Origin of the sequence: Variovorax boronicumulans, from assembly GCF_040544675.1 — a bacterium.
Lineage (GTDB): Bacteria > Pseudomonadota > Gammaproteobacteria > Burkholderiales > Burkholderiaceae_C > Variovorax > Variovorax boronicumulans_D.
Genome location: NZ_JBEPKK010000006.1, coordinates 62,337 through 88,426, shown reverse-complemented (window position 1 = coordinate 88,426; position 26,090 = coordinate 62,337). Strand labels below are relative to the sequence as shown.

At 69.6% G+C, this 26,090-nt stretch carries 24 protein-coding genes; 18 read left to right on the top strand and 6 right to left on the bottom strand.

The window, feature by feature from the left end:
- Positions 1-127: 127 nt before the first annotated feature.
- From ABIC90_RS12895 to ABIC90_RS12885, 3 genes are all read right to left on the bottom strand, one after another.
- Entirely contained in the window at positions 128-1,408 is a 1,281-nt protein-coding gene (locus tag ABIC90_RS12895; protein WP_354354512.1) for an FIST signal transduction protein, read from the bottom strand.
- A gap of 46 nt (positions 1,409-1,454) precedes the next feature.
- Positions 1,455-2,264 (bottom strand): PhaM family polyhydroxyalkanoate granule multifunctional regulatory protein, encoded by an 810-nt coding sequence (locus tag ABIC90_RS12890; protein ID WP_354354511.1) that lies wholly within the window; start codon positions 2,262-2,264, stop codon positions 1,455-1,457.
- Positions 2,265-2,462: 198 nt separating this feature from the next.
- Positions 2,463-3,908, bottom strand: a complete 1,446-nt coding sequence (locus ABIC90_RS12885; protein WP_354354510.1) for a PLP-dependent aminotransferase family protein — start codon at positions 3,906-3,908, stop codon at positions 2,463-2,465.
- Positions 3,909-4,012: 104 nt separating this feature from the next.
- Between ABIC90_RS12885 and ABIC90_RS12880 the strand changes: the two genes are divergently transcribed.
- The 10 genes from ABIC90_RS12880 to ABIC90_RS12835 all read left to right on the top strand — a co-directional run bounded on the left by ABIC90_RS12880 (position 4,013) and on the right by ABIC90_RS12835 (position 12,253).
- On the top strand, positions 4,013-4,612 hold the full coding sequence (locus ABIC90_RS12880; RefSeq protein ID WP_354354509.1) for a LysE family translocator: 600 nt from the start codon (positions 4,013-4,015) through the stop codon (positions 4,610-4,612).
- A gap of 154 nt (positions 4,613-4,766) precedes the next feature.
- The gene (locus ABIC90_RS12875) at positions 4,767-5,708 is read left to right on the top strand and encodes a DMT family transporter (RefSeq protein ID WP_354354508.1); all 942 of its coding nucleotides are present in this window, start codon (positions 4,767-4,769) and stop codon (positions 5,706-5,708) included.
- A gap of 60 nt (positions 5,709-5,768) precedes the next feature.
- Positions 5,769-6,998 carry a PLP-dependent aminotransferase family protein gene (locus tag ABIC90_RS12870; protein ID WP_354354507.1) on the top strand — a complete coding sequence of 410 codons (1,230 nt, stop codon included), beginning with the start codon at positions 5,769-5,771 and terminating at the stop codon, positions 6,996-6,998.
- A gap of 23 nt (positions 6,999-7,021) precedes the next feature.
- Complete coding sequence (locus ABIC90_RS12865; protein WP_354354506.1) at positions 7,022-7,654, top strand: DJ-1/PfpI family protein; 633 nt, start codon at positions 7,022-7,024, stop codon at positions 7,652-7,654.
- A 25-nt stretch (positions 7,655-7,679) separates the two neighbouring features.
- Entirely contained in the window at positions 7,680-8,342 is a 663-nt protein-coding gene (locus tag ABIC90_RS12860) for a LysE family translocator (RefSeq protein ID WP_354354505.1), read from the top strand.
- Between the two features lie 5 nt (positions 8,343-8,347).
- Positions 8,348-8,989 carry a glutathione S-transferase family protein gene (locus ABIC90_RS12855; RefSeq protein ID WP_354354504.1) on the top strand — a complete coding sequence of 214 codons (642 nt, stop codon included), beginning with the start codon at positions 8,348-8,350 and terminating at the stop codon, positions 8,987-8,989.
- 5 nt (positions 8,990-8,994) lie between these two features.
- Entirely contained in the window at positions 8,995-9,918 is a 924-nt protein-coding gene (locus ABIC90_RS12850) for a PhzF family phenazine biosynthesis protein (RefSeq protein WP_354354503.1), read from the top strand.
- A gap of 14 nt (positions 9,919-9,932) precedes the next feature.
- Entirely contained in the window at positions 9,933-10,625 is a 693-nt protein-coding gene (locus ABIC90_RS12845) for a VOC family protein (RefSeq protein ID WP_354354502.1), read from the top strand.
- A 2-nt stretch (positions 10,626-10,627) separates the two neighbouring features.
- Positions 10,628-11,260, top strand: coding sequence for a LysE family translocator (locus ABIC90_RS12840; RefSeq protein WP_354354501.1), 633 nt, complete (start codon positions 10,628-10,630; stop codon positions 11,258-11,260).
- Between the two features lie 21 nt (positions 11,261-11,281).
- The gene (locus ABIC90_RS12835; RefSeq protein WP_354354500.1) at positions 11,282-12,253 is read left to right on the top strand and encodes a threonine dehydratase; all 972 of its coding nucleotides are present in this window, start codon (positions 11,282-11,284) and stop codon (positions 12,251-12,253) included.
- Between the two features lie 7 nt (positions 12,254-12,260).
- Here the strand turns inward: ABIC90_RS12835 and ABIC90_RS12830 are convergent, their stop codons facing one another.
- The gene (locus ABIC90_RS12830; RefSeq protein WP_354354499.1) at positions 12,261-13,088 is read right to left on the bottom strand and encodes a creatininase family protein; all 828 of its coding nucleotides are present in this window, start codon (positions 13,086-13,088) and stop codon (positions 12,261-12,263) included.
- 380 nt (positions 13,089-13,468) lie between these two features.
- Between ABIC90_RS12830 and pgaA the strand changes: the two genes are divergently transcribed.
- The 5 genes from pgaA (at position 13,469) to ABIC90_RS12805 (ending at position 20,813) form a co-directional block, all read left to right on the top strand.
- Positions 13,469-15,997, top strand: coding sequence for a poly-beta-1,6 N-acetyl-D-glucosamine export porin PgaA (gene pgaA, locus ABIC90_RS12825; protein ID WP_354354498.1), 2,529 nt, complete (start codon positions 13,469-13,471; stop codon positions 15,995-15,997).
- A gap of 8 nt (positions 15,998-16,005) precedes the next feature.
- Positions 16,006-18,033: a poly-beta-1,6-N-acetyl-D-glucosamine N-deacetylase PgaB gene (gene pgaB / locus ABIC90_RS12820; RefSeq protein ID WP_354354497.1), complete on the top strand. Its 2,028-nt coding sequence runs from the start codon at positions 16,006-16,008 to the stop codon at positions 18,031-18,033.
- On the top strand, positions 18,030-19,307 hold the full coding sequence (pgaC, locus tag ABIC90_RS12815) for a poly-beta-1,6-N-acetyl-D-glucosamine synthase (protein WP_354354496.1): 1,278 nt from the start codon (positions 18,030-18,032) through the stop codon (positions 19,305-19,307). Before pgaB ends, pgaC begins: the two co-directional genes overlap by 4 nt.
- On the top strand, positions 19,297-19,890 hold the full coding sequence (gene pgaD, locus ABIC90_RS12810; RefSeq protein WP_354354495.1) for a poly-beta-1,6-N-acetyl-D-glucosamine biosynthesis protein PgaD: 594 nt from the start codon (positions 19,297-19,299) through the stop codon (positions 19,888-19,890). Before pgaC ends, pgaD begins: the two co-directional genes overlap by 11 nt.
- Before the next feature lie 125 nt (positions 19,891-20,015).
- Positions 20,016-20,813 (top strand): SDR family oxidoreductase, encoded by a 798-nt coding sequence (locus tag ABIC90_RS12805; RefSeq protein ID WP_354354494.1) that lies wholly within the window; start codon positions 20,016-20,018, stop codon positions 20,811-20,813.
- A 367-nt stretch (positions 20,814-21,180) separates the two neighbouring features.
- On the opposite strand, the gene ABIC90_RS12800 is transcribed toward ABIC90_RS12805, so the two are convergent.
- On the bottom strand, positions 21,181-22,089 hold the full coding sequence (locus ABIC90_RS12800) for a LysR family transcriptional regulator (protein ID WP_354354493.1): 909 nt from the start codon (positions 22,087-22,089) through the stop codon (positions 21,181-21,183).
- 89 nt (positions 22,090-22,178) lie between these two features.
- On the opposite strand from ABIC90_RS12800, the gene ABIC90_RS12795 reads away from it, so the two are divergent.
- Both ABIC90_RS12795 and ABIC90_RS12790 read left to right on the top strand, forming a co-directional pair.
- Positions 22,179-23,189, top strand: coding sequence for a zinc-binding alcohol dehydrogenase family protein (locus ABIC90_RS12795; protein WP_354354492.1), 1,011 nt, complete (start codon positions 22,179-22,181; stop codon positions 23,187-23,189).
- 23 nt (positions 23,190-23,212) lie between these two features.
- Positions 23,213-23,776: a GNAT family N-acetyltransferase gene (locus ABIC90_RS12790; protein ID WP_354354491.1), complete on the top strand. Its 564-nt coding sequence runs from the start codon at positions 23,213-23,215 to the stop codon at positions 23,774-23,776.
- A 30-nt stretch (positions 23,777-23,806) separates the two neighbouring features.
- On the opposite strand, the gene ABIC90_RS12785 is transcribed toward ABIC90_RS12790, so the two are convergent.
- Complete coding sequence (locus ABIC90_RS12785) at positions 23,807-25,186, bottom strand: PQQ-dependent sugar dehydrogenase (RefSeq protein WP_354354490.1); 1,380 nt, start codon at positions 25,184-25,186, stop codon at positions 23,807-23,809.
- A gap of 132 nt (positions 25,187-25,318) precedes the next feature.
- Here ABIC90_RS12785 and ABIC90_RS12780 point away from each other — a divergent pair, with 132 nt between their 5' ends.
- Positions 25,319-26,077 carry an alanyl-tRNA editing protein gene (locus ABIC90_RS12780; RefSeq protein ID WP_354354489.1) on the top strand — a complete coding sequence of 253 codons (759 nt, stop codon included), beginning with the start codon at positions 25,319-25,321 and terminating at the stop codon, positions 26,075-26,077.
- The last annotated feature ends 13 nt before the right edge of the window (positions 26,078-26,090 follow it).

Genomic DNA, 26,090 nt, shown 5'->3' with positions numbered 1-26,090 from the left:
AAGAGATCGACCGCGCGCCTCGGGGCGCACGGATCACTCTTTCTTGCAGCAGCAGAGATTCAAGAAAGCGGGCGGATTCTAGCGACGGGCTCCGCGATCGAAAACCGGGCTGTCGTTTTTTTGTCCGTCAATCCTTGCTGGTGAACACCGTCAACACACCCGTATAGCCATACAGGTGATGCCGGGCGATCTCGCCCGCGGCGAAGAAGCCGACCAGCGGCACGTCGCCCAGCGCGTGCCGCACGATCTGCAGTTCGGCCCCCGGCGCGCCGAAGTGTGGGCCGCCACGCCCGGAGCAGCTCACATACACCGCACCCGCGATGCGTCTTGCGGGGTGCGGCGCCGCTTCGGCCTCTCCGGCCGCGACGGCGCGGGCGGTGGCCAGCGTCTGCTCTTCGGGTTCCAGTTCTTCGCGGATTTCCGCGCAGATGCGCATCAGGTCGGCGCGCGCGGCCTGTGCATTGCGGCGGCAGAAGGTCAGGCGCATGCCGGCCTCGGCCACGTCGGCGATCGCGATGCCGCGGCGCGTCGGGTCCAGGCCGATGATGTGGCGCACCAGCACGTCGGCGCCCAGGTCGCCGGTGCGGCGGATGCCGTCGCTGCCCGCATCGGCCAGGCCCACCAGCGTGTTGCGCACCGCATCGATGGCCTCCTGCGGGCGCTCCAGCGACACCTGCAGGTCGGCCAGCAGCACGTCGAGCGCGGGCTCGCCGTCGAGCTTGAGCAGCAGGTTGCCGTCGGCTTCGGTGATCTCGCGTTCGCGCACCGCGCCCGAGCGCAGCGGCTGGCACCCCTGGGTGACGCGCGACACCACGCGCACGCCCTCGCCGAACACCACGCCCGACAGGCCGCCCGAAAACACGCCGCCCGCCGCGCCGTGCCCGCGGATGTTGCCGTTGCCGCCCACCGCGAACTGCAGCGCGCCGGCACGGCCCGACGAGAGTCCGCCGAAGAGGTAGCCGGTGTCGGTGCGCCCCGCCATCTCGCCGATCAGCTCGGTGAGGTCGGGGGTGGCCGGGTCTGCATGGACCAGCGCGGTGTGCGCCTCGAAGCCGCTCATTTCGGAGTTGCTCAGCGGCGCCACGCCCGAGAACACGCGGTACTGGTCGCTCGGCAGCGCGCAGAGCATGAGGCTCATGCCCGGCTCGTCGAAGTATTCGGCGTTGTTGGCCGACACGCCGATGCCGACCGTGCCCGACCAGTCGGTCACCTCGGGCAGCTCGGCGCTCAGGTGATCGAGGATTTCCTGAGCCTCGGCCGCGTAGTGATCGGTGATGTAGAGCAGGCCGAGCGTGGGCGACGAGGCGTAGTCGGGCAAGGCCATCTGTGCGCGCAACTGGGCCAGCACGAGGCCGGCCGCCATGCGCCATTGCGGATGGGTGGCATGACCGGAGGGAAACAACTTCATGATGCGTGCCGACCCGTTTCTCTTCAAAAAAGTAGTGTGTATGACGTCAGCGGCTGCCGGTGGTTCGCTTGCGCGCGGCGGTGGCCGAGGTCTTTTTCTTGGCGGCGGGCGCTGCCGTTGCCTTCTTGGCGGCCGGCTTGCGAGCGGCCGGTTGGCGGGCCGCCGGCTTGCCCATGGCCTTGCCGACGGCATCGGCCAGGGGCTGGGCCATGGCGGGCACCTTGAGCTGGGCCGCGTCCTGCAGCGCCGAACTGGCGATCTGCTGGAACTGTTCGGTGAGCGAGCCCCACCACTGCATCGGATCGACCACGCCGGCACCATCGGCGGCGGCAGCAGCCTTGGCCGACGCGGACTTGCCGCGGGGCGCGGCCTTCGGAGCCGGCGCTTCCTGTTCTTCGGCTTCGTCCTCTTGCTCTTCTTCCTCCTCCTCGACCGGCTCGGGTTCGGGCGTGGCCGCTGCAAAGGAGCCGAAGGGCGCGGACGGCGCCGATGCGGGCGCCGGCGCGGCAGCCGCAGCGGCCTGCTTGGTGAAAGCGCTGGCCAGGTCCTCCATGCGCACATTCATGCCGCGCAGCGTCGAGAGGGTCATCTTCTGCACTTCGAGCGCCTGGATGGTCGCCTTGAGCGCATGCCCGTTCTGCTCGAGCCAGTACTGCACGGTCTTGAGCTCCTGGATGCGCTTGTCGACCTCTTCCACGCTCAGCGTGGGCGCCACCCAGCTGGCCAGGCTCGGAATCCCGGGCACCGCGCCGGTGCCGGCCCCCGCGCCCGTGGCGGCACCTGTCGCGAGGTTCTTCAGAAAGTCGAATCCGGGGACGAACTTGCTGAAGTCGAAGGGTTGGCTGGCATTGGTCATGCGGAGGGTCTCCTGGCTGGGTTTTCTTGTGCTGCCAGCTTACTCCAAGCCCCCGGCGTCTGACTGCGCGAGTAGCCTTTTGAAAATCGGCGCCGTCCCTTCCCGAAACACCACGGAACCGGCTTTGCCGGGCCGTTGGTGTTGCCCCCGGTAGGGGGTTGGAGAAGCGACACGAAGTGCGCGAAGCCTGGGGGCGAGTCAGAGTTCGCTGCGGACCTTGCTGAAAACCTTCCAGAAGGCAGCGTCCTGCGATGTCGCGAAATTGATGCGCATCAGGGTGGTCGGCGGCCGGCGCGCATGAAAGAGCGAGCCCGGCGCGAGCAGGTAGCCCTGGTCGAGCATGCGCTGGGTGAGCGCGTCGGTGTCCACGCCGGTGTCGACCCAGCCGAACAGCCCCGCCGGCTCCGAGGCGAAGGTGCAGCCGTGCGACATCGCGAGCTTCACGGCCCGACCGCGCGCACCGTCGAGCCGGATGCGCACCCGCTCCGAATGCCGGCGCAGCTGCCCCTGGTCGATGCACCACGACAAGGCCCGCTCGAACAGCGTGGGCGAGGTCAGCGTGGCCAGCAGCTTGGTCTCCAGCAAGCGCTCTTTCAGCGCGGGCGGTGCCGCCAGGAAGCCGATGCGCCAGTTGGGCGCCAGGATCTTCGCGAAGCCGCTCACGTAGATGGTGCGCTGCAGCCCGTCGAGCGCGCACAGGCGCGTGGCGTGCTCGGGCGCGAGGTGGCTGTAGGTGTCGTCCTCGACGATGTGGAAGTCGTGCTCGTTCGCCAGCTTGAGCACCCGGTGTGCGCTGCCGGGCGTCAGGCTGTAGCCGGTCGGGTTGTGCAGCACGCTCACGCTCACGAAGAGCTTGGGCTTGTGCAGCAGGCAGTACTGCGCCATCACCTCCAGGTCGGGCCCGTCGGCGCGGCGCGGCACCGGCAGGATGCGCATGCCCAGCGCCTCCAGCCGCGCGAACTCGAGCGCCCAGCCCGGCTCCTCGACCATCACCGGATCGCCCGCCCGCAGCAGCGTGCGGCTCACCACGTCCAGCGCATGGGTGGCGCCGATGGTGGTGATGATCTGGTCGGGCCCGGCCGGCACGTTGATGCCCACCAGCTTCTGCGAAAGGCTGCGCCGCAGCGCCATGTCGCCCGAGGGCTCGCCGTATTGCAGCGACAGCTCCTGCAGCACCGCTGTACTGGTCATGCGCCGCACCGCAGTCGGCATGAAGGTCGAGGCCATCCAGTCGGGCGGAAACACGCCCATGCCGGGCTGCGGCTTGTCGCTGGGGCGGTGGAACATGCTGCGGATCAGCGAGCTGGCGTCGGCCGGCACGCGCGAGGCGAGCATCTGCACGGCCATGGCCGCCGGCATGCCGCTCGCGCCGGTGACCTCTGCGGCCTTGGCCGAGCGGCCGTCCTGCACCTGCGCCGAATCGCGCACATAGAAGCCGCGCTGCCGGCGGGCCTCGACCAGCCCCTGCGCCAGCAACTGGTCGTAGGCCGCGACCACGGTGTACGGGCTCACGCCCTGCTGCCGCGCGCATTCGCGCACCGAAGGCAGCCGCGCGCCGGGCGGCAGCAGCCGGGTGCGGATGCGCTCGCCCAGACGGTCGGCCAGCTGGGCGGTCAGGGACTGGGTCGAAGTGCGTGTCAGCATGCGGCGTCGAATGGACTGTGTCGAAGCATTTGCCAATACAGATGCCGTCTTTGTTTGACCATCTGTACTGGAACTGTAATGGTCTCAAGTTTAGAGTCTGTCTCATGAACTGGCAAGAATTCACCGCGCTGCTGGTGCTGGCCACGGCGATGAGTTTTTCGCCCGGCCCCAACACCACGCTTTCCACCGCCCTGGCGGCCAACGGCGGCCTGCCGCGCGCCATGCGCTTCGTGATCGCGGTGCCTGTGGGCTGGACCTTGCTGCTGGCGATCTGCGCGGCCGGCCTGGGCGCGCTGGTGGTGGCGGTGCCGCCGCTGCGCCTGGCGATCAAGGCGCTGGGCATTGCCTACCTGCTGTGGCTGGCCTACAAGCTCAGCGGCAGCGCCAAGCTGGGCAAGGCCGACAGCGCCAGCCTCTCGATCGGCTTCGGGCAGGGCGTGATGCTGCAGTTCGTCAACATCAAGGCCTGGCTGCTCGCACTCACGCTGGTGGCCGGGTGGATCGCCGGCCAGCCCGACGCGCTCTCGCGCTTCGCCATCGTCGCGCCGGTGATGCTGTTCTATGCCTTCACGAGCAACTTCGCCTATGCGCTGGTCGGTGCGCTGCTGCGCGACTGGCTCGCCACGGGCAAGCGCCTTTTGTGGTTCAACCGCGCGATGGGCCTGGTGCTGGTGCTCACGGCCTGGTGGATGGTGAGCGTATGAAATTGGCTAACCCCCAGGCTTCGCGCACTTCGTGTCGCTGCGCCAACCCCCTTGCAGGGGGCAATACCTGCGGCCCGGCAAAGCCGGTTCCGCGGTATTCCCCGACCGAATGCCGTCCCTCTTCGGCGGCGCTTCGTTTCCTGGGCGCATGCCCATGAGGAACATCAAGGACGAAACGCTGGGCATGTGGCTCGGTGTGCTGGGCGTGGCGATGTTCGCCATCACGTTGCCGATGACGCGGCTGGCCACCGGCTCGCAAGAAGCGCCGCAGCTCTCGCCATGGTTCGTGACGCTCGGGCGCGCGGCGCTGGCGGGGGTGCTGTCGGCCGTCTTCCTCATCGTCACCCGCTCGCCTCGGCCGGCCGCGCACCAGTGGAAGCCGCTGGGCATGGCGGTGCTGGGCAACTGCATCGGCTATCCGCTGCTGCTGGCCTACGCGCTGCGCGTGGTCACCGCCAGCCATGCGGCGGTGGTGACGGCGCTGCTGCCGCTCGTCACCGCGGCGGTCGCGGCATGGGTGCTGCATCAGCGGGCGCGCCTGGGCTTCTGGCTCTGCGCCATCGCAGGCAGCCTGCTCGTGGTGGTGTTCTCGGTGCTGCGCGCGAGCCAGGGCGGACACGGCTTCGGCTTCGAATGGGCCGACCTGCTGCTGGTGGGCGCGGTCATCGCGGCATCGTTCGGCTACATCTACGGCGCGCAGGTCACGCCTTCGCTGGGCGCCGAGCGGGTGATCTGCTGGGTCTGCGTGATGGCGCTGCCGGTCACGCTGCCGGCCGCGCTGGTGCTGTGGCCGACGCAGCCCATCGCCACCTCGTCGTGGGTGGGCTTCGTGTATGTCGGCATGTTCTCCATGTGGATCGGCTTCTTCGCCTGGTACCGCGGCCTGGCGCTGGGCGGCGCGCTGCGCGTGAGCCAGACGCAGCTGCTGCAGCCCTTTCTGTCGATCCTCGCGTCGATCCCCATCCTGGGCGAACCGCTGGACGTGGTGACGCTCGCCTTCGCCGTCGCGGTGGTGGCCACGGTGGTCATCGGCAAGCGGCTGTCGCAGCCGCAGCCGTTGGCTGCCGCGCCTGCCGCACCCGCTGCAACACAATGACCGTTGCATTCCGGGGCGACCTGCCATCGAATCTCACCTCACCTGTCTGAAAGAAAAAACATGAACTGGAAACTCGCCGCCCGCGCCGCCAAGATGAATCCTTCGGTGCTGCGTGAAATCCTCAAGGTCACCGAGCGCCCCGGCATCATCAGCCTGGCCGGCGGCCTGCCCTCGCCCAAGACCTTCCCGATCCAGGCCTTTGCCGATGCCTGCGCCGAAGTGCTGCACAACGACGGCCAGGCCGCGCTGCAATACGCCGCGAGCGAGGGCTACGCGCCGCTGCGCCAGGCCGTGGCCGACATGCTGCCGTGGAACGTCGACCCCGCCCAGGTGCTCATCACCACCGGCTCGCAGCAGGGCCTGGACCTCGTGGCCAAGGTGCTGATCGATCCGGGCAGCAAGGTGCTGGTGGAAACGCCCACCTACCTGGGCGCGCTGCAGGCCTTCGGCCCGATGGAGCCGAACCCGGTGAGCGTGGCGAGCGACCAAGACGGCGTGATCGTCGAAGACCTGGTGGCCAAGGCACGCGGGGCCGGAGGGCGCGCTTCGGAAGACGCCGCGCGCTTCGTCTACCTGCTGCCCAACTTCCAGAATCCCACCGGCCGCACCATGACCGAAGAGCGCCGCGCCGCCGTCTCGGCCGCCGCCGCCGAAGCGGGCTTGCCCATCATCGAAGACAACCCCTACGGCGAACTCTGGTTCGACGAAGCCCCGCCGTTGCCGCTCACGGCGCGCAACCCCGAAGGCTGCATCTACCTGGGCTCGTTCTCCAAGGTGCTGGCGCCGGGTCTGCGCCTGGGCTTCCTGGTGGCGCCCAAGGCCATCTACCCGAAGCTGCTGCAGGCCAAGCAGGCGGTGGACCTGCACACGCCGATCTTCACGCAGCGCATGGTGTCCTCGGTGATGAAGGACGGCTTCCTCGACCGCCATGTGCCCACCATCCGCGCGCTCTACAAGCGCCAGCGCGACGCGATGATCGCCGCGCTCACCCGCGAGATGGCGGGCCTGGACGTGAAGTTCAACGCCCCCAAGGGCGGCATGTTCCTGTGGGCGCGCCTGCCCGAGGGCGTCGACACCGTCACGCTGTTGCCCAAGGCCGTGGAACGCAACGTGGCCTTCGTGCCCGGCGCGCCGTTCTATGCGGGCGAAGGCGATCCGCGCACGCTGCGCCTGTCGTTCGTGACGGCCAGCGTCGAGGAAATCGACGTGGCCATCGCCGCGCTCGCGCAAACGCTGCGCGAAGAACTGGTCCTGCTCGGCGACAGGCAACTGGCCGCCGCGCAGCTCTGAGAGATCTGAAAAAAGGCACCCCGATGCACATCGCGATCCTCACCTTCGACGGCTTCAACGAGCTCGACTCGCTGATCGCGCTCGGTGTGCTCAACCGCGTGAAGCGGCCCGGCTGGCGGGTGGCGCTGGCATCGCCCCGCGCCACCGTCACCTCGATGAACGGCGTGACCGTGCATGCCGCCGCCACGCTGGAGGACGCCTGCGAGGCCGACGCGGTGCTGGTCGGCAGCGGCATCCGCACCCGCGAGATCGCGAACGACGCGGCCATCATGGGTGTGCTGCGCCGCCTCGATGCCTCGCGCCAGCTGATCGGCGCGCAATGCTCGGGCACGCTGCTGCTGGCCCGGCTGGGCTTGCTCGGCACGGTGCCCGCGTGCACCGACCTCACCACCAGGCCCTGGGTGCAGGAGGCCGGCATCGAGGTGCTGAACCAGCCCTTCTTCGCCAAGGGCAACGTGGCCACCGCCGGCGGCTGCATGGCCTCGCCTTACCTGGCGGCGTGGTTCATCGCGCGCAGCGAAGGCGTGGAAGCGGCCAAAAGCGCGCTGCACTACGTGGCGCCGGTGGGCGAGAAGGACGACTACGTCGAGCGCGGCATGCGCAACATCGCGCCTTATTTGCAGTCTCCGCAACAGGCCTCGGCCCAGACGGCCTGAGCCCGCTGCACGCACACACCCCACGATGATCGGACTCGCAACCCTCTCGCTCTTCCTGCTCGCGGTGCTGGCGCTGTTTCTCTCGCCCGGCCCGAACATGGCCTTCGTGCTGTCGCACGGCGTGGCGCACGGCCCGCGCGGCGGCTTTGCGGCGGCGCTGGGCATCAGCGCGGCCGACCTGGTGCACACGCTGTTCGCCGCAACCGGCGTCACCGCGCTGGTGGCCGCATGGCCGCCGTCGTTCGACCTGCTGCGCTATGCGGGCGCGCTGTACCTGATGTGGCTCGCGGTGCAGGCGTTGCACAACGGCGGGCTGCGCATGGGCGCGCCGGCGCAGGCAACCGGCTTCGGCCGCATCGTGCGGATGGCGCTGCTGAACAACCTGGTCAATCCGAAGGCGCTGCTGTTCTTCATGGTCTTCCTGCCGCAGTTCGTCGACCCCTCGCGCGGCAGCGTGCCGCTGCAGCTGGTGCAGCTGGGCGTGGTGCTGTCGGCCGCCGCGCTCGCGTTCAACACGCTGCTGGGCGCCTGCAGCGGACAGGCTGGACGCTGGCTGCAACGCCGCCCCGGCGCCGCCAGGCTCCAGAGCCGGCTGCTCGCGCTGGTGATGCTCGGCCTGGCCATTCGCCTGCTGCTGCTCGACCGGCCCGCTGCCCCCATGACCTCACCCACCGTACAAGGACACTGAACACCATGCTCAACATCTGGGGCCGCATCAGCTCGATCAACGTCCGCAAGGTGGTGTGGTGCGCGCAGGAGCTCGGGCTCGACTTCCAGCGCACCGAGGCCGGCGGCCGGTTCGGCGTGGTACAGACGCCCGAATACCTCGCGCTCAACCCCAATGCGACGGTGCCCACCATCGACGACGGCGAAGGCGCCGAGCGCGTGACGCTCTGGGAGTCAAACGTGATCGTGCGCTACCTGTGCGCCAAGCATTCGCACGGCAGCTTCTACCCGAGCGAATTGCCCGAGCGCTTCGACGCCGAGCGCTGGATGGACTGGCAGCAGACCACGCTCAACCGCGCGAGCCGCGACGCTTTCGTGCAATGGGTGCGCACGCCGCCTTCGGAGCGCCAACCCGCGCTGATCGACGCCTCGGTGCGCGCGAGCGAAACCCTGTTCGCCATGCTCGATGCGCACCTCGCGCGCCAGCCGTACATGGCGGGCGAGCGCTTCACCATGGCCGACATCCCCATCGGCTGCGAGGCGCACCGCTGGTTCGGCCTGCCCGCCGCCGAATACCGCCGTCCCAGCTGGCCCCATGTGGAGCGCTGGTACGCCGAGCTTCTTTCCCGCCAGGGCGCGCGTGGCGTGCTCGATCTATCCCTCGAATGAAAACCATGAGATCCCGCAATTTCAAGCAAGTCGACGTCTTCACCGCCACGCCCTACCGCGGCAACCCGCTCGCCGTGGTGCTAGACGGCAGCGACCTGGACGACGCCGCGATGCAGCGCTTTGCGCAGTGGACCAACCTGTCCGAAACCACTTTCCTCCTGCCGCCGACCGCGCCCTCGGCCGACTACCGGGTGCGCATCTTCACGCCCGGCGGCGAGCTGCCGTTTGCCGGCCATCCGACCATCGGCAGCTGCCACGCCTGGCTGCAGGCCGGCGGCAAGCCCAAGGTGGACGGCCTGGTGGTGCAGGAATGCGGCGCGGGCCTGGTGCCGCTGCGGCGCAACGGCGACCGCCTGGCCTTCGCCGCGCCGCCGCTCAAGCGCAGTGCGCCCAGCCCCGCGCTGCTGGCCAAGGTGGCGGGCGCGCTGGGCCTGAAGGCGCAGCAGATCGTCGCGGCGCAGGTGCTGGACAACGGCCCGGTCTGGTTCGGCCTGCTGGTCGATGACGCCGATGCGGTGCTGCAGCTCACGCCCGACCACCGCATGCTCAAGGAACTCGGCGTGAAGGCCGGCATCGCCGGCGTGCCCGCGGCGATCGACACCTCGCCGCTGATCGGCCGCTCCAACCGCGAGGCGCGCGCCTTCGGCAACCGCAAGCCCCCCGAGTACGACGACGGCGCGAAGATCGACCTCGAGGTGCGCGCCTTTGCCGAGCCCATCGGCGTGCAGGAAGATCCGGTCACCGGCAGCCTCAACGCGAGCCTGGCCGAATGGCTGATCGCCGACGGCCACATGCCCGAGCGCTACCTCGCCGCGCAGGGCCAATGCCTGGGCCGCGCGGGCCGCGTGTACATCGAGCGCGACGCCGAAGGAAAGATCTGGGTCGGCGGCGATGCCGTGACCTGCATCGACGGCAAGGTCGCGCTCTGAACGAAAGCTTCGCCATGCACGCCGAAGTCGACCATCTGGTGATCGCCGCCGCCTCGCTGGCCGAAGGCGTGGCGTGGTGCGAAGCCACGCTGGGCGTCACGCCCGGCCCGGGCGGGGCGCACCCGCTGATGGGCACGCACAACCGGCTGCTGAACGTGGCGGGCGATGCGTTCCCGCGCGCCTATGCGGAGATCATCGCGATCGAGCCCGGCAAGGCGCCGTCGCGTCCCGGCACGCAGCGCTGGTTCGACCTGGACGACACCGCGCTGCAAGCCGGCCTGGCCCAGCACGGCCCGCGGCTGATTCACTTCGTGGCGCGCGTGCCCGACGCCGGCGCCGCATCGAAGGTGCTGGCCCGCGAAGAGCATGCGCACATCGACCGCGGCCAGCTGCTCGAAGCCTCGCGCGACACGCCCGCCGGGCGGCTCGAATGGCAGATCACGGTGCGCGACGACGGCCAGCGCCTCTTCTACGGCGCGCTGCCCACGCTGATCCAGTGGGGGCCGGTGCATCCCACCGATGCCATGCCCGCATCGGGCCTTGTGCTGCGTTCGCTGCGCGCGGTGCATCCGCGCGCGCCCACGCTCGCCGCCGCCCTCTCGGCCATCGGCATGGGCCACATGCCGGTCGAAGCCGGCCCGCCCAACCTGGTCGCCGTGTTCGACACGCCGCGCGGCCCCGTCACCCTCGAATCCCAAGGACTCTGAACATGCTGAGCCTCACCGAAATCGCCTGGTTCGCACTCGCCTCGCTGCTGCTGGCGCTCACGCCGGGGCCGAACATGATCTATTGCGTCTCGCGCACGCTGATCCAGGGGCGCCGCGCAGGAATGATCTCGCTGGGCGGCGTGCTGATGGCCTTTCTTGTGCACCTGTTCGCCGCGGCGCTGGGGCTCACCGCCCTGCTGCTGGCGGTGCCCGTGGCCTTCGATGCGATCCGCTTTGCCGGCGCGGCCTACCTGCTGTGGCTCGCATGGCAGGCGGTCAAGCCCGGCGGCAATGCGCCCTTCGAGGCCCGCGCGCTGCCGGCCGACCCGCCGGCCAGGCTGTTCCGCATGGGCTTTCTCACGAACCTGCTGAACCCGAAGGTGGCGATGTTCTACCTGTCGTTCTTTCCGCAGTTCATCCACCCCGAGCGCGGCTCGGTGCTGCTGCAGAGCATGCAGCTGGGCATGGCGCAGATGGCGAGCAGCGCGCTGGTCAACACGGTGGTGATCCTCGGCGCGGCGAGCATCACGGCGGTGCTGTCGCAAAGCGCGGGCTGGCTGCGCGCGCAGCGCTATGTGATGGGCAGCGTGCTCGCCGTGCTGGCGGTGCGCGTGGCGCTCACCGAGCGCAAGTAGGCAAAGCAAAAAAGGAACTCCGTGAGATTCACCCCGGAAGAGATGGCAGCCGCGCAGCGCACCGTGCACGCGGCCATGCCGCCCACCCCGCAGTACACCTGGCCGCTGCTGTCGCAGCGCCTGGGCGCGACCGTCTGGGCCAAGCACGAGAACCACTCGCCCGTGGGCGCCTTCAAGATCCGCGGCGGCCTCACCTACTTCGAGACCCTCGCGCGCGAGCACCCCGAGGTGCGCCACGCCATCAGCGCGACCCGCGGCAACCACGGCCAGTCGGTGGGCTTCGCGGCGCGGCGCCACGGGCTGGACGCCACCATCGTGGTGCCGCACGGCAACTCGCAAGAGAAGAACGCCGCAATGCGCGCGCTGGGCGTCACGCTGGTCGAGCATGGCGACGATTTCCAGGCTGCCTCCGAACATGCGGCGGTGCTGGCGGAGCGCGACGCGCTGCACCGCGTGCCGTCGTTCCATCGCGAACTGGTGCGGGGCGTGTCGACCGCGTATGTCGAGTTTTTCACCGCATTGAAAGACACGCCGCCCGACGTGCTGTTCGTGCCCATCGGCCTGGGCTCGGGCTTTGCCGGTGCGGCTGCGGCACGCGCGCATTGCGGTGTGTCCACCCGACTCATCGGCGTGGTGTCCGCCCATGCCACGGCGTACCGCGATTCCTTCCGTGCGGGCAAGCCGGTCGATTCACCCGTCACCACGCGGCTGGCCGACGGCATGGCCTGCCGCACGCCGGTGCCCGAATCTCTGGCGGTGATGCTGCGCGAAGCCGACGACGTGATCACCGTGACCGACGACGACGTGGCCGAGGCGATGCGCATCCTGTTCAGCGATACGCACAACGTGGCCGAAGGCGCCGGTGCCGCGGCGCTGGCCGGCGCGCTTCAGCAGCGGGAACGCTGGCGCGGCAAGACGGTGGGGGTCAGCGTGACGGGCGGCAATGTCGATTCCGGCATGTTCGCCGGGGTGCTCGCGCGCGGCGCGGCCTGAAGGCGGATCAGGGCAGCGGCTGGGTGTTGGCCGTGTCCAGCGGCAGCCGCGACACCTCGGCCAGCAGCAGCGCCAATTGCCGCGCGGCCGCATCGATCACCGCCTGGCCGTTGGCCGCCGTCGCCGCCGCCGCATTGCCGGCCGCGCCCTGCGGGTTGTAGTCCTCCATCGCCCAGCCGAGCTTGGCGCTCTTGCCGTTGCCCAGGATCGCGTAGTCGGCCGCGCGCTGCTCCGAGGTCGAGCGGAAATCCTTCGCTTCGTCCATGCGCACCCGCTCGGGTGCCAGCGCCAGCATCATCGAGGTCTCAATCTCGCCCGCGTGCACGCCGAAGCGGTGCTCATTCGCACTGAACTGCGCGCCCGCATCGCCCAGCGGCAGGTTGAACCAGCTCACGCTGTAGACGATGAGCCCGTGCGCCGCGCGCAGCTCTCGCGCCACGATGTCCATCGCGCCCACATGGCCGCCGTGCGCGTTGAAGAGCACCAGCTTCTTCACCCCGGCACGCGCCACGCCGGCGCCGATTTCGTTCCACATGCGGATCAGGGTTTCGGCCGACAGCGTGAGCGTGCCCGCAAACCGGGCATGTTCCGGGCTCAGGCCGATCTGCTGGGTCGGCAGGAACAGCACCGGCAGATCCGGAGCCAGCAGCGGCAGCGACGCGGCCACGATGCCGTCGGCCAGCACCGTGTCCACGCCCAGCGGCAAATGCGGGCCGTGCTGCTCGGTGGCGCCCAGGGGCAGCACCGCCACCGTGGCTGCCGCATCGAGCGCCGCGAAATCGCGCGTGCTGAGCTGGGACCAGAAGCGGGGCAAAGAGACCGGAATTGCGTTCATTGCCCGATCTTAGGCCTGTGAATTGAGTTACTCATGTAGCACCCGCATACAAGTGGCCGAAAGTCAATTCGCGAAGTGCGACCCAGTTCACAGTAATTAACTATGTTCAGCCGTTTGTGGGCCAATTGTTAACAACATCCCATAGAGTCAATTTTTAAGAACTTTCAGCTACGTTTAATAACGATCTGCGGGTTCTCCCCTGTGACGGCACCAGAGGCTGCACAGGGGGCGATTTCTAAGGGAGCAGAGTGTCAATCCACCCAAAAGATGGGGGCACGGTCGCGGCCGGGCGCAAAACCGCGCTTGTCCGTTCGTTGTCGCTACACCTCGCCTGCGTTGCGCGAGGCTTGCCGCCGATTGTTTGCGTGCTGGCCCTGGGCATGTCCCAGGCGTCCCAGGCGCAAGCGCAATCCGCTGTGGTCACCAATCAGCCCGCCGCCAGCCGCGGTGCCGTGGTCTATGGTGCGCAGCAGCACGACGCATTGATCGTCGAACAGCGCGACGGCCGCATCACGCCCGCACAGGCGCGGCAGCAGTTGACGGACTGGCTCGCCACGCCGCCGGAAAGCTCGGGCGCCCTGGACGACGCCGCGCGCCGGCGTGTGGTCTCCGATGCCATCGCCATCGCGGCCGGCGACGGCCGGTTCGCCGAAGCCGTGGCGCTGGGCAAACAGTTTCCGCCCGGCCAGTTGCGTGACTACGCCCTGGGCCCGCTCGCCGTTTCGGCCCGTCGCACCAAGCACCTGGCGTTGCAGGGCGAAACCGTCGCCGTGTGGCGCGCCCGCCAGCCCACGGCCCGCGAGCCCCGCATCCACGAGGCCTTCTGGCGCCTGGACAGCGGCGACGTCGCCGGCGCACAGGCGCTTTATCGCGACCTGGCACAACCTGCCCCCACCGAAACCGCCGACCGCGTTGCGCTGCTGGAGTTGCGCGCGGCCGTGGCCCGCGCGGGCGGCGACACGCTGCAGGCGATGTCCGCCTATTCGGAAGCCGGCGCGCTCCGGCCCGATCGGCCCGACCTGCGCCGGGAAACCGACTTTCTGCTGGCCGACAGCGGCGCCGAATCGTCCGCGTTCGAAGACGCGGAAGCGGCCGAGCGCGCGAAGCCGGGCACCTTCCGGCCGCTGTCGCTGTCCATGCTGCAGCAGCAGGCGCTGGGTCAGCGGCTGCGCTGGGCCATCAAGGAGCGCGACGAACGGCTGGGCGCTTCGCGCGTGGTCGCGCTGGACCGTGTGCTGGCCGACCAGGACACCGCACTGGCCCGGCTCGATGCCGCCGCTGCGGCTTCCACCACGCCGGCCGAAGCGCCCGAGTGGCAAGCCGTGCGGGTGCGCCTTCTGTCCGACCGCCTGCTCGCGCTGGTCGAGCGCGGCCGCCCGGCCGACACCATCGCGCTGTACCAACGGCTCAAGGCCGCCGGCACCGAGCTCCCGCCCTACGGCCTGGCCGCTGCCGCCCGCGCCTTCGCGCAGGAGCGCCGCTCGGTCGAGGCGGTGCCGCTGTACGAAGAGGCCCTCGCCAAGTCGGGCCCCGAGTTGCAGATGCCCGCCGAAACCCATTTCGGCCTGATCTACGCCTACCAGGACACCGGCCGCTTCGACGACGCCGATGCCCTGCTCAAGCGCATCGAAGCCGTGACGCCCGCCTACCTGCGGCTGGCGCCCGAGGCCCGCCGGCCCAACAGCCAGTACACCGACGTGAACGGCATGCGCGGCCTGCTGACGCTCTACGGCGACCGGCCCGCGCTCGCGCAGCAGCGCTTTGCCACGCTGACCTCCGAAGCCCCGCTGAACGCCGGCTACGCCTACGGCGCCGCGCTCACAGAGCGCCTGCGCGAACACCCCGAGGCCGCGGTGGCGCGCTTCGAGGCGCAGGCGGCCAACGCGCCGTACGACATCAGCGCGCGCGCCGGCCATGTGGAAGCCTTGATGGACGCCGGCGAATTCGCCGAAGCCCGCCGGCGCGCCGAGTCGCTGGAGGCCGATGCGGCCGACGACGCCGAGGTGCGCAATCTCGCGCGCAAGCGCCGCGCCATCACCGGCCCGCAGCTGGAAGTCGAGGCCGGCGCATCGACCGGCGGCGGCGCACTTGCCGACCGCGAATGGCGCGTCGACAGCCGGCTCAGCTCGGGCCTCATCGACGACCAGTGGCGCGTGTTCTACGACCAGTCGCTGGGACGGGGCAACACCTCCATCGGCGATGCGAACCGCGCACGCGGGGGCCTGGGCCTCAGCTGGCAGCGCGGCCGCTGGCTCGCCGAAGGCGCCGTGCAGCGCGGCAACGGCGGCCCCTACCGCACCAGCGTTGCAGGCCGCCTGGACTACCGCGCGGGCGACGCCTGGCGCCTGTCCGCCACCTACGACGGCGACAGCAAGGAGCTGCCGTGGAAGGCGAAGGCAACGGGCGTGGGTGCCCGCGAAGCCGGCGCCACCGTGGGCTACGTGGTGAACGAATCGCGCCGCTTCGACCTCGGTTGGAAGCAGATGGACTTCAGCGACGGCAACCTGCGCCGCGGCATGGACTTCACCTGGCAGGAGCGCTGGATCAGCACGCCGCGCTTCCAGCTGGAAACCCGGCTGGGCCTGGACGCCAGCCGCAGCAGCGCGCAGGACGTGCCGTATTTCAGCCCGTCCAGCGACGCCACCGCGCAGCTCGCGGTGCGCGCGCAATGGCTCAACTGGAAGAGCGACGACCGCCAGTTCTTCCAGGCGGTCGAAGTCAGCGGCGGCAGCTACCGGCAGGCGGGCTTCGGCTCCGGGCCGCTGTGGAGCGTGCGCTACGAGCACCGCTGGAACCTGGGCCCGCGCATGACCTTGCGCTACGGCCTGAGCATTTCCAGCCACCCTTATGACGGCGTGCGCGAACGACAGCGCGGCGTCTTCCTGAACCTTTCGACGCCCCTGCCGTGAAGCTGCCGATGACTCCCTTCAATTTCCTGCGCGCGGCCATGCTGTGGCTGCTGGTGGCGCTCGCGCTGCCGGCCCTGGCGCAACCGCTGCCGCCCGCCGACCCCGACGACGGCGTGAGCTTTCGCGTGCTGTCCTTTCACGACGTGCGCACCAACGTGCGCGCCAGCTTCGAAACCTCGCCCGAAGAAACCGCCATCGACGAGCGCTCGCTCGCCGAAGTGTTCGCCTGGCTGCAATACAACGGCTACCACCCGGTGAGCCTGCAGCAGATCGTCGATGCGCGCGCCGGCCGCAAGCCGCTGCCCGCCAGGCCGGTGCTGCTGACCTTCGACGACGGCTACCGCAGCGCCTACACCAAGGTGTTTCCGCTGCTGCAGCGCTACCGCTACCCGGCGGTGCTGGCGTTGGTGACCAGCTGGCTCGAAGTGCCCGCAGGCCGCATGGTGCCCTGGGGCGACAAGTCCGTGCCTCGCGAGGATTTCCTCAGCTGGAGCGAAGCCGCCGAGATGGCGCGCTCGGGCCTGGTCGAACTGGCCAGCCACAGCGATGCGATGCACACCGGCCTTGCGGCCAACCCGCAGGGCAACATGCTGCCCGCCGCGGCCACGCACCGCTACGACGCCGCCACCGGCCGCTACGAAGACGACGGTGCCTACGCGCGGCGCGTCGAGGCCGACCTGCGCCGCAGCCGCGAGATCATCGAGGCCCGCACCGGCGCCAAGGTGCGTGCGATGGTCTGGCCCTACGGCGCGTACAACGACGCGGCGCTCAAGGCCTCCGAGCGTGCCGGCATGCCGGTCACGCTCACGCTGGACGACGGGCCGAACACCGCGGCCGTGCCGCTCTCGCGCATCCGGCGCGCGCTGGCGGCCTACGACAACGAAGCCCCCGACTACGCGCGCCTGCTGCGCAGCCCCGTGGGCGGCGAGGTGCGGCCGATCAACCGCGTGATGCACGTGGACCTGGACTATGTGTACGACCCCGATCCGGCCCAGCAGGAGCGCAATCTCTCGGTGCTGATCGAGCGCGTGGCCGCGGTGCGCCCGCGCTCGGTGTTCCTGCAGGCCTACGCCGACCCCGACGGCGACGGCGTGGCCGATGCGCTGTACTTTCCCAACCGCCACCTGCCGGTGCGCGCCGACCTGTTCGCCCGCGCCGCCTGGCAGCTGCGCACCCGCACCGGCGTGAAGGTCTACGCATGGATGCCGGTGATGGCCTTCCGCCTGCCGGCCGCCCACCCGCTGGCAACGCACACGGTGCGCACGCAGGACGGCACCGCGCCGGCCGACCGCTACCACCGCCTCTCGCCCTTCGACCCCGCGGTGCGCACGCTGGTCGGCGACCTCTACGAAGACCTGGGCCGCCACGCCTTCTTCGAGGGCCTGCTGTTCCACGACGACGCCATGCTCGCCGACGACGAGGACGCCAGCCCCGCCGCATTGGCCGCCTATGCCAGCTGGGGCCTGCCGCCCGACGTGGCCGCCATCCGCGCCGATCCGGCCCTGATGGCGCGCTGGACCACGGCCAAGACGCAGTACCTGACCGGCTTCACCAAGGAGCTCGCCGCGCGCGTCGGCGCCTGGCGCCCGGCCCTGGAGACCGCGCGCAACCTCTATGCGCGCCCGGTGCTGGAGCCCGCCTCCGAGCAATGGTTTGCGCAGAACTACGAGAACGCGCTCGCCGCCTACGACTACGTCGGCCTCATGGCGATGCCGCGCATGGAAGGCGAAGCGAGGAGCCCGGCCCAAAGCGACGCCTGGCTGGCACGCCTGGCCCGCCGCGCCGCCGACACGCCGCGCGGCCTGGACGGCACCGTCTTCGAGCTGCAGGCGCGCGACTGGCGCTCCGGCCAGCCCGTGCCCGACGAGGAACTCGCGCGCCAGTGGACGCTGCTTCAACGCGCCGGCATCCGGCACCTGGGCTACTACCCCGACGACTTTCTGAACAACCAGCCCTCGCTGGACGTCGTGCGCCGCGCGATCTCGGTCCGCACCCTGCTGTCGCGCCCCGTGCGCCTGGAAAGCCCCGCCCCATGAACACCCTCCAGGCCCTGTCGCAGAACCTGCCGCCGCTGCTGTTCGGCTTCGTCTTCTACTACCCGTTCTTCATGGCCTATGTGTGGATGGCCGGCGGCCTCTCGCATGCCTGGGTGTTCGAGCGCAAGGACGACGTGGACGTCGACCCGCTCGAGGCGCTCCCCTTCCATCCGCTGGTGACGGTGGTGGTGCCCTGCTTCAACGAGGTGCCGCATCTGCGCGAGGTGATCGAGCAGCTGATGCGCACCCGCTACCCGCACTACGAAGTGATCGCGGTGAACGACGGCAGCACCGACGGCACCGGCGAGCTGCTGGACGCGATGACCGCCGAATACACCCGCCTGCGCGTGATCCACAACGCCAGCAACCAGGGCAAGGCCGTGGGCCTGAACACCGCCTGCCAGCTAGCGCGCGGCGAGTACATCCTGGGCATCGACGGCGATGCGCTCGTGGACGTGAACGCCATCGCCTGGATGCTGCAGCCGATGCTCAGCTCCGAGCGCATCGGCGCGGTCACCGGCAACCCGCGCATCCGCACCCGCACCACGCTGCTGGGCCGCATGCAGGTGGGCGAGTTCTCTTCGATCATCGGGCTCATCAAGCGCTCGCAGCAGCTGGTGGGCACGCTGTTCACCGTCTCGGGCGTGCTGGCGATGTTCCGCCGCCGCGCGGTGATCGACGTGGGCTTCTGGAGCCCCGACGTGCTCACCGAGGACATCGACATGAGCTGGAAGCTGCAGCTGGGCGGCTGGAAGCTGCGCTTCGAGCCGCGCGCGCTGTGCTGGATCCTGATGCCCGAGACCTTGCGCGGCCTCTGGAAGCAGCGTCTGCGCTGGGCCGTGGGCGGCATCCAGACCATGCTGCGCTACACCCCGCGCATCCTGAACCCGCGCAACTGGCGCATGTGGCTGATCTATGCCGAGTACATGGTGAGCGTGGTGTGGGCTTATGCGATGGCGCTGGTGCTGGCCATCGGCCTGGCGCGCCCTTTCCTCCCGGAAGACTCGCCCTGGCACTCGGCGCTGCTGCCGCACTGGCAGGGCACGCTGCTGGCCATGACCTGCATCCTGCAGATGCTCGTGAGCCTGTGGATCGACCGCCGCTACGACAAGGACCTGCTGCGCTATTTCGCCGGAACGATCTGGTACCCGATCGCTTTCTGGACCATCACGATGGCGGCCACCGTCGTCGCTTTACCCAAAGCTCTGATACGCCGTCGCGGCAAGCGCGCGGTGTGGACGAGCCCTGACCGAGGAGTCTCCGATGCCCCGTGAATCCAATGCCCATGCCATCCATCTTCAAGCCGAGGCCTATGCCGACGCGCCGCCCCCGGCGCGGGGCCGTTCGTGGGGCCAGCCCGCGGGCGAAGAGCCCATCATCGACGCCGCGCGCATGCCGCTGCGCGCCTACGGCAACAGCCGCTCGCCCCAGCGCAAGCTGGCCATGTACCTGTGGCTGCGCGTGCTGCGCCCGGCCGTCACCGTGGCCGTCTGGTTCTGCGCTGTCTGGTATGCGTGGCCCTACGTGCTGGGTGCGCGCTCGCAGCCTGAGGTGCTGCACCTGCTGGCGCTGTACGCCGTGGTCATCGCCGCGATCCTGGGCGCGATGCTGATGATGGGCCCGCTGCGCCGCCGCCAGCAGGAGCGCGAGACACAACCCGACCAGGAACAGTCGTCGCTCTTCGCGCTGGCTTCCTACATCGAGGTGCCGCCCGCGCGCCTGTCGGCCTGGCAACGTGCGCGCCAGCTGCTGGCGCACCACGACACCCACGGCCAGCTGCGCGATGCGGTCGACACCGCGCCTGGTGCCCTGGAACCCGAGGCCATGCCCCGGCGCCACGCCGGCGCGGCGCGCTGATGCTGGGTTGAGCTGAAGGGGGACGTCCACGTCCGTGCAGGGGTTTAGAGGCGGTGCTTCAATCGCCGCCGGCGAATCGCTTAGCCATGCTTAGCCATCGCTTCGGAACCTCTTCAAGGACATTCATGGATCTCCAGCTTCAGGACCAGCACGTTCTCATCACCGGCGGCAGCAAGGGCATCGGCCTGGCCTGTGCGCTGGGCTTCCTGCGCGAAGGCGCGCGCGTGAGCCTGGTCTCGCGCGACCTGCAGAACCTGGAACAGGGCCGCAAGGCCCTGGCCGAGGCCTTCGCCCAAGCCGAGGGCCGCGTCGCGGTGCATGCCGCCGACCTCAAGGACGCCGCGAGCGCCGTGGCTGCCCTCGATGCGGCCGAGCAGGCCTTCGGCCCCGTCGACGTGCTCGTCAACTCCGCCGGCGCCGCCCGCCGCACCCCTCCCGACGACCTGACCCCCACAGCGTGGCACGACGCGATGGACGCGAAGTACTTCACCTACATCCACATGATCGACCCCGTGGTCAAGCGCATGGGCCAGCGCGGCCGCGGCGCCATCGTCAACGTGATCGGCCAGGGCGGCAAGGTTGCCAGCCCCGTGCACATGGCAGGCGGCGCGGCCAATGCGGCCCTGATGCTGGTGAGCGCCGGCATGGCCGCCGCCTATGCCGCCAAGGGCGTGCGCGTGAACGCCGTAAACCCCGGCCTCACGCTGACCGCCAGGCTGCAGGAAGGCATGAAGGCCGATGCGAAGCTGCAGGGCATAGCCACCGACGAGGCGCTGAAACGTGCGACCGCGCGATTGCCGCTGGGGCGCATCGCGACGCCGGAAGAGATTGCGAACACGGTGGTGTTTCTGGCGTCGCCGAAGGCGAGCTATGTGACGGGGGCGATCGTGGCGATGGATGGGGCGGTGACGCCGATGATTTGAGCGCGCGCGCTTCGAGCGCCGCCGCCCTCACCCCGGCCCTCTCCCCAAGGGGAGAGGGAGTAAGACCCCGAGGCCGAGCGCAGCGATGGCCCGAATTGTGTTGAGGGCCGAGCGAAGCGATGGCCCGCCCGAAGCCCTTCTGGGTGCGCCGAGGAGCGGAGCGTTTCGCGGATCAGGGCTTGCAGCTGTCTGAGCCGAAGGCGAGTTCTGCAAGACCCCGCGAAACGCGAGCACCGCAGGTTGCCCCGCAGCGAAGCGTAGGGGTCGCACACAGCAGGGTCGCCTTTCTTTTGCCTACTTTTCTTTGGCGAAGCAAAGAAAAGTAGGTCGGCCGCCGGGCCGAGACCCGGCCAGCCCCCTCAAAAAATCAACCCCCGCCAGTCAGCGCCTCGAATCTGAGGGCAAGGAAATCAACCAACGCCCTCACCCGCGCCGGCACAAACCGCCCACTAGGCAGCAGTGCATGCAACGGATAAGGCTCCGTCTCCCAGTCCGTCATGAGGTGCACCAGCCGCCCGCTGCGAATATCGTCCCGCACATCCAGCGCCGACTTCAGCGTGATGCCATACCCCCCCACCGCCCACTCCCGCGCAAGCGCCGCATCGTCCACGCTGCGATCGCCACCCACCCGCACTTCCGTCCACTGCCCGTTCTGCGCAAAGCGCCACACCCGGTGCCGCCGCCCGCCCCGGTTGAAGATCAGGCAGTTGTGATGCACAAGGTCCTGCGGCGTCTTCGGCGCCTGATGGCGGCGCAGGTACTCGGGCGATGCGGTCAACAGCGGATTGGTCACCGCCAGGTGGCGCGCCACCAGCCGCGAATCGGCCAGCGCGCCGTAACGCAGCGCCACGTCCACCTCGTCGCGCATCACATCGAGCGGCCGGTCGCCGACCGACAGCGACAGCTGCACGCCGGTGTGCAGTGCAAGGAACTCGTCGAACCACGGCAGCAGCGTGCTGCGCGTCAAGTCCGAGGGCGCCGCCACCCGCAGCGTGCCGACCAGCTCGCCGCGGTCGGCCGTGACCAGCGACTCGCCCTCGTCGAGCAGCTCGAAGGCGCGCACCGCGTAGTCCAGCAGCGTCTGGCCCTGCGGCGTGAGGCGCATCGCGCGCGTGGAACGCTCGAAGAGACGTGCGCCCAGCTGCGTTTCCAGCCGCTTGAGCGTGGCGCTGGCCGCCGCGGGCGTGATGCCCAGCGCATGGGCCGCGGCCGTGAGCGTGCCGCCGCGCGCCGTCTGCACCAGCACCCGCAGATCGGATGTATTTTCAATTTTCATTTGAATGTGTTGCCAATAAACACCCGCTTATCAAGCATCGGTTGCAATCCTACAGTCGAGGCATTGTTGTTTCATTCAAGGACCCCGCCATGAAAGCCATCGGCTACTACCAAGCGCTTCCCATCGACAACGCCGAATCGCTGCAGGACATCGAACTGCCCGCGCCCGTGCCCGGCCCCCGCGACCTGCTGGTGCGCGTGAAGGCGGTGTCGGTCAACCCGGTGGACACCAAGGTCCGCAAGAACGCCGCGCCCGAAGCCGGCCAGGCCAAGGTGCTGGGCTGGGATGCGGTCGGCACCGTCGAGGCCATCGGCAGCGAGGTGCAGAACTTCAAGATGGGCGACCGCGTGTACTACGCCGGCTCGATCATCCGCCCCGGCGCCAATTCGGAACTGCACGCGGTGGACGAGCGCATCGCCGCCATCGCGCCCAAGACCCTGGACGACGCGCAGGCCGCCGCGCTGCCGCTGACCACCATCACCGCGTACGAACTGCTGTTCGACCGCCTGCAGGTGCCCAAGGGCGGCGGCGAAGGCCAGACGCTGCTGATCACCGGCGGTGCGGGCGGCGTGGGCTCGATCCTCATCCAGCTCGCGCGCCAGCTCACGCAGCTGCGCGTCGTCGCCACCGCTTCGCGCCCCGAAACCCGCGAGTGGTGCCTGTCGCTCGGCGCGCACACGGTCATCGACCATTCGAAGCCGCTGGCCGCCGAGCTCAAGGCCGCCGGCATCGGCGAAGTGGACATGGTCGCCAGCCTCACGCAGACCGAGCAGCACTACGCGCAGATCATCGAGAGCCTCAAGCCCCAGGGCCAGCTCGCGGTGATCGACGACATGAAGGTGCTCGACGCGATGCCGCTGAAGACCAAGTGCATCTCGCTGCACTGGGAAATGATGTTCACCCGCTCGCGCTTCACCACGCCCGACATCGCCGAGCAGGGCAAGCTGCTGGCCGAAGTGGCCGCGCTGGTCGACGCGGGCCGCATCCGCACGACGGCCAATGCGAGCTTCGGCACCATCAACGCCGCAAATTTGAAGAAGGCGCATGCGCTGATCGAAAGCGGCAAGGCGCAGGGCAAGGTGGTGCTGGCGGGGTTCTGATCGGAGTCAGCACAATCGGTCGCATGACCGACAACGCTCAACCCCTCATTGAGTTCGAAACCCCGCGGCTGCGGCTGCGTCAATGGCGCGAGAGCGATCGCGCGCCGTTCGCTGCGATGGCCGCTGACCCGCAGGTGATGGAATTCCTGCTGCCCTTGCCCACGCGCGCCGACAGCGACGCGCTGATCGAACGCCTCGAAGCGCGCATCGCCGAAAAGGGCTGGGGCTTCTGGGCGGTCGAGCACAAGGCAACGGGTGAATTCATCGGCTTCACCGGGCTGAACGTGCCGCTGGCCACGCTGCCCTTTTCACCGTGCGTGGAAATCGGCTGGCGCCTGGCGCGCCATGCATGGGGCCAGGGGCTGGCGACCGAGGCTGCACGCGGCGCGATGCGGGTGGGCTTCGAACGGCTGGCGCTCGAGGAGATCGTGGCCTTCACCGCCGTCGGCAACCTGCGCTCGGCGGCGGTGATGGAACGCATCGGCATGCGCGAGGACGTGGCTGGCGCGTTCGACCATCCGCTGGTGCCCGAAGGCCATGCGCTGCGTGCGCACCGGCTTTTCCGGATCGGGCGCGCGCAGCACTGAAGGAGATTCGGGCAGCTTGCCGCGCGATGTTTACGGCGTCTTCGCCCGCGCCACGCGCCACACCGCATTGCCCACGTCGTCGGCCACCAGCAGCGCGCCGCTCTTGTCCAGCGCCACGCCCACCGGACGGCCCTGGGCCTTTTCGTCGGCGGTGAGGAAGCCGGTGAGGATGTCCACCGGCGGCCCGCTGGGCTTGCCGCCGATGAAGGGCACGAACACCACCTTGTAGCCCGACTTGGGCTTGCGGTTCCACGAGCCGTGCTCGCCGACGAAGACGCCGCTCGCGAACTCGGGCGGCATGCCGCGCGCGTGCGAGAAGGCCATGCCCAGCGGCGCGACGTGCGAGCCCAGCGCGTAGTCGGGCGCGATGGCCTTGGCCGCCATCTCGGGGTTCTGCGGCGTCACGCGCGCATCGACGATGCCGCCGTAATAGGTCCAGGGCCAGCCGTAGAAGGCGCCGTCCTTCACCGAGGTGAGGTAGTCGGGCACCAGGTCGCTGCCGATCTCGTCGCGCTCGTTCACCACGGTCCAGAGCACGTTGGTGTCGGGGTCCCAGCCCATGCCGTTGGGGTTGCGCAGGCCGCTCGCGAAGAGGCGCTTTTCGCCGGTCTTGGCGTCGACCTCCCAGATCGCGGCGCGGCCTTCCTCGGCTGCGAGGCCGTTCTCGCCGATGTTGCTGTTGGAGCCGACCGTGACGTAGAGCTTGGTGCCGTCGGCGTTGGCGATCACGTTCTTGGTCCAGTGGTGGTTGATGCCCGCCGGAAGCGGCGTGACCACGGTCGGGGTGGCCTTCACCGAGGTCTCGCCTTCGGTGTAGGGCACCTTCACGAGCGCATCGGCGTTCGCGATGAAGAGCTCGTTGCCCACCAGCGCCATGCCGAAGGGCGACATCAGGTTGGACATGAACACCTGCTTCACCTCGGCCACGCCGTCGCCGTCGGCATCGCGCAGCAGGGTGATGCGGTTGGCGCTGGGCACGCCCGCGCCGGCGCGGGCCATGACCTTGCCCATGACCCAGTTGCGCACCTTGGCGATGGGGCCGTCGCCGCCGTCGCCGGCGCCTTCGGGCTTGGGCGGCTTGTTGCTTTCGGCGACCAGCACGTCGCCGTTGGGCAGCGTGTAGACCCAGCGCGGATGGTCCAGCCCGCGCGCAAGCGCGGTGACGCGCAGGCCCTCGGCCGGCGTGGGCATGGCGGTGTCGGTCCAGCCGACGGCCGGCGCGACGTTGACGGTGGGGATCAGTGTCTTGTTGGGCTCGACCAGTTGCGGGCGCGGGCCGGTCGTGACTTCGGGGGTCAGCTTGGCGGCCTCGCCGCAGCCGGCCACGAGCAGGGCGCTGGCGACGGCGAGGGCGGAGGCCTGCCAAACCCTGGAAGACTGCGAGGAGGCGATGCGGGCGGGTGCGTTCATGCGGGAATCCTTGCGCGGCGGGGGCCGCAGATCGCGCGAATGATCCACCGGCGCCCGGCGCCGGCGTTGTCGGTCGTAGGCGCTTTCTGCCGTGGGAGCACTTGAGTCGCGCATCGCCGCTACCATCGCCGGATGACCGACGACCTGTTCCGTGCCGACGCCTACCTGCGCACCTGCGACGCCCGCATCCTGCGCATCGACGAGGCCGGCATCGTGCTGGACCGCACGGTGTTCTATCCGCTGGGCGGCGGACAGGCCGGAGACAGCGGCGTGCTGGTCCTGGCCGACGGCCGCGAGGTGTTGATTGCGGACACCCGCAAGGCCAAAAACGAGGAAGGCCAGCCCACCGACGAGTTCCTGCATGTGGCGGCGCCCGAACAGGCCGAGTTGCTGGCCGCGCTGAAGCCCGGCGACACAGTCACCGCCCGCCTCGACTGGGAGCGCCGCCACCGGCTGATGCGCTTTCACACCGCCACCCACCTGCTGTGCCACCTGGTGCCGCAACCGGTGAACGGCTGCTCCATCACGCCCGACTACGCGCGCCTCGATTTCCACATGACCGACCCGCTCGACAAGGACGCGCTCACCGCCCGCCTCGCCCGGCTGGTCGAAGCGGCCCACCCGCTGACGGTGGGGGCCATCACCGACGAAGAGCTCGATGCGAACCCGGCCCTCGTCAAGAGCATGAGCGTGCAGCCCCCGCGCGGCACGGGCACGGTGCGCACCATCCGCATCGGCGCCGAGGGTGCACCGCAGATCGACTTTCAGCCCTGCGGCGGCACGCATGTTGCGAACACCGCCGAGATCGGCGCCGTGGTTGTCACCAAGATCGAGAAGAAAAGCGCCAACAGCCGGCGCGTGGTGCTGGGCTGGGCGACTGCCGCGGCCTGACTGACATCCGGAA

Excerpts from the sequence above, each read along its gene's own strand:
- ABIC90_RS12895 (WP_354354512.1), bottom strand. The coding sequence starts at position 1,408 with ATGAAGTTGTTTCCCTCCGGTCATGCCACCCATCCGCAATGGCGCATG.
- ABIC90_RS12890 (WP_354354511.1), bottom strand. The coding sequence starts at position 2,264 with ATGACCAATGCCAGCCAACCCTTCGACTTCAGCAAGTTCGTCCCCGGA.
- ABIC90_RS12885 (WP_354354510.1), bottom strand. The coding sequence starts at position 3,908 with ATGCTGACACGCACTTCGACCCAGTCCCTGACCGCCCAGCTGGCCGAC.
- ABIC90_RS12880 (WP_354354509.1), top strand. The coding sequence starts at position 4,013 with ATGAACTGGCAAGAATTCACCGCGCTGCTGGTGCTGGCCACGGCGATG.
- ABIC90_RS12875 (WP_354354508.1), top strand. The coding sequence starts at position 4,767 with ATGAGGAACATCAAGGACGAAACGCTGGGCATGTGGCTCGGTGTGCTG.
- ABIC90_RS12870 (WP_354354507.1), top strand. The coding sequence starts at position 5,769 with ATGAACTGGAAACTCGCCGCCCGCGCCGCCAAGATGAATCCTTCGGTG.
- ABIC90_RS12865 (WP_354354506.1), top strand. The coding sequence starts at position 7,022 with ATGCACATCGCGATCCTCACCTTCGACGGCTTCAACGAGCTCGACTCG.
- ABIC90_RS12860 (WP_354354505.1), top strand. The coding sequence starts at position 7,680 with ATGATCGGACTCGCAACCCTCTCGCTCTTCCTGCTCGCGGTGCTGGCG.
- ABIC90_RS12855 (WP_354354504.1), top strand. The coding sequence starts at position 8,348 with ATGCTCAACATCTGGGGCCGCATCAGCTCGATCAACGTCCGCAAGGTG.
- ABIC90_RS12850 (WP_354354503.1), top strand. The coding sequence starts at position 8,995 with ATGAGATCCCGCAATTTCAAGCAAGTCGACGTCTTCACCGCCACGCCC.
- ABIC90_RS12845 (WP_354354502.1), top strand. The coding sequence starts at position 9,933 with ATGCACGCCGAAGTCGACCATCTGGTGATCGCCGCCGCCTCGCTGGCC.
- ABIC90_RS12840 (WP_354354501.1), top strand. The coding sequence starts at position 10,628 with ATGCTGAGCCTCACCGAAATCGCCTGGTTCGCACTCGCCTCGCTGCTG.
- ABIC90_RS12830 (WP_354354499.1), bottom strand. The coding sequence starts at position 13,088 with ATGAACGCAATTCCGGTCTCTTTGCCCCGCTTCTGGTCCCAGCTCAGC.
- pgaA (WP_354354498.1), top strand. The coding sequence starts at position 13,469 with ATGTCCCAGGCGTCCCAGGCGCAAGCGCAATCCGCTGTGGTCACCAAT.
- pgaB (WP_354354497.1), top strand. The coding sequence starts at position 16,006 with ATGACTCCCTTCAATTTCCTGCGCGCGGCCATGCTGTGGCTGCTGGTG.
- pgaC (WP_354354496.1), top strand. The coding sequence starts at position 18,030 with ATGAACACCCTCCAGGCCCTGTCGCAGAACCTGCCGCCGCTGCTGTTC.
- pgaD (WP_354354495.1), top strand. The coding sequence starts at position 19,297 with ATGCCCCGTGAATCCAATGCCCATGCCATCCATCTTCAAGCCGAGGCC.
- ABIC90_RS12805 (WP_354354494.1), top strand. The coding sequence starts at position 20,016 with ATGGATCTCCAGCTTCAGGACCAGCACGTTCTCATCACCGGCGGCAGC.
- ABIC90_RS12800 (WP_354354493.1), bottom strand. The coding sequence starts at position 22,089 with ATGAAAATTGAAAATACATCCGATCTGCGGGTGCTGGTGCAGACGGCG.
- ABIC90_RS12795 (WP_354354492.1), top strand. The coding sequence starts at position 22,179 with ATGAAAGCCATCGGCTACTACCAAGCGCTTCCCATCGACAACGCCGAA.
- ABIC90_RS12790 (WP_354354491.1), top strand. The coding sequence starts at position 23,213 with ATGACCGACAACGCTCAACCCCTCATTGAGTTCGAAACCCCGCGGCTG.
- ABIC90_RS12785 (WP_354354490.1), bottom strand. The coding sequence starts at position 25,186 with ATGAACGCACCCGCCCGCATCGCCTCCTCGCAGTCTTCCAGGGTTTGG.
- ABIC90_RS12780 (WP_354354489.1), top strand. The coding sequence starts at position 25,319 with ATGACCGACGACCTGTTCCGTGCCGACGCCTACCTGCGCACCTGCGAC.